At 67.7% G+C, this 1309-nt stretch carries 2 protein-coding genes; one reads left to right on the forward strand and one right to left on the reverse strand.

Annotated elements, in window-relative coordinates:
* Positions 1-311: 311 nt before the first annotated feature.
* Positions 312-743, reverse strand: a complete 432-nt coding sequence (locus V7Z54_RS05270; RefSeq protein WP_334134915.1) for a hypothetical protein — start codon at positions 741-743, stop codon at positions 312-314.
* A 256-nt stretch (positions 744-999) separates the two neighbouring features.
* Between V7Z54_RS05270 and V7Z54_RS05275 the strand changes: the two genes are divergently transcribed.
* The coding region (locus V7Z54_RS05275) for a hypothetical protein (RefSeq protein WP_334134917.1) at positions 1000-1309 on the forward strand (310 nt) is incomplete at its 3' end.

Consider the following 1309-nt stretch of genomic DNA (forward strand, 5'->3'; position numbering starts at 1 on the left):
GTGCCCCCCTCAACAAACTCTACCGCTCCTCCCCAGGGTTGACAACGGCCAGCCCAGCCACTTCCACAGGACTTGCATCACGTGTTGCCACGATCAATTCATCGGCCGTTGCCACAGCCGCGATGAGGGCGTCCGCAGTCTCGATGGAGGCGCGATGTACCTCATCGGGCCCATTGCCGTCGCACCCATGGGCGTGCCTTCACCTCATAGCATGCGGTCATGGCGGTGTACCACGCTGTCGCGAAGACCGACGCAACGCACGCCCAACCAAGCACCCCGGCTTCCGACAAACAAGCCCCCCGACCCCGCACTCACCTCCGCTCGGCAGGATCAGCACCGTCCGGGTGAGAACGTTCGTAGTGGTGCCGCGCCACCTCCAGCCACACCGCGGCGCGCGCGTACAGCTCGGGGCGACGCTGTTGCAGCGCACGCAGGTGCGCTTCGCCCCGGTTTACCTTGACCAGCAGATCGAGATGCTGCTCGATGTAGGCCAACGCCTCGTCTGCTGGCCAGCGCGCCAGATTGGGTGGCACCCCCACCAGTTCGCCGGCATGGGCCAGCGCCAGCACCTGTCGCAAGTCGGCCTGCGCGCGCTCCAGCAGCACGTCCAGGTCACGCCCCACCTGCCGCAGCGCAGCCGCCGGCTCGCGCCGCAGCTGCAGCGCCACCCGCGCTACATCGGCCAGCGTGCGCAAATGACAAGGCTTGTCGGCATGGTTGCCGTCCCGCAGGTCGTCGATCATGGTCGCCGGCTCCTCGCCGTTGCGCCCGCCGGGAACGCAAACGGCCCGTTGCGTTGTCTCCTGCGATCCATTGTGCCGCGTTTCGCGCTGGCGTGCAGCACCTGCTCTGCGGTGGGTACCGGGGCCGCCTTCCCGGGACCGTTGCCCACCCAGCCAAGCGCCACGCGCCGATCATGCCATCCCCCCAGAGGCTGCACACCACGGCCGGGTTCTACGGCTTCGAAGCGCGTCACTTTCCCGTCAACGGCGTCCCTCTGTGGAACGAACGCGGGAAGACCGCCATCGTTCCAGACAGCAGGCGCTGTGGCAGGCCCAGTGCCAGCACCCGGTGTGCGGCACTGCCTACCTCTCCAATCCCATGGAACTTTTACAGGCCACGACCGACACGCCGGTCCTGACACACAAGGACCGAATCGCCCTACCCCGGCGCGGCGCGCACGCGCGGCAGCCCGGTCGATTGGCAGCCAGCGACACCGCGGAAAAAAGCGCATGCCGGCGGGCTGGAAACACGTTTGATGTGGCGCGGCTGGCGGGGATCGAACCCACGACCTTCGGCTTCGGAGGCC

The organism is Tepidimonas sp. (assembly GCF_036824975.1).
GTDB lineage: Bacteria > Pseudomonadota > Gammaproteobacteria > Burkholderiales > Burkholderiaceae_C > Tepidimonas.

Excerpts from the sequence above, each read along its gene's own strand:
- V7Z54_RS05270 (WP_334134915.1), bottom strand. The coding sequence starts at position 743 with ATGATCGACGACCTGCGGGACGGCAACCATGCCGACAAGCCTTGTCAT.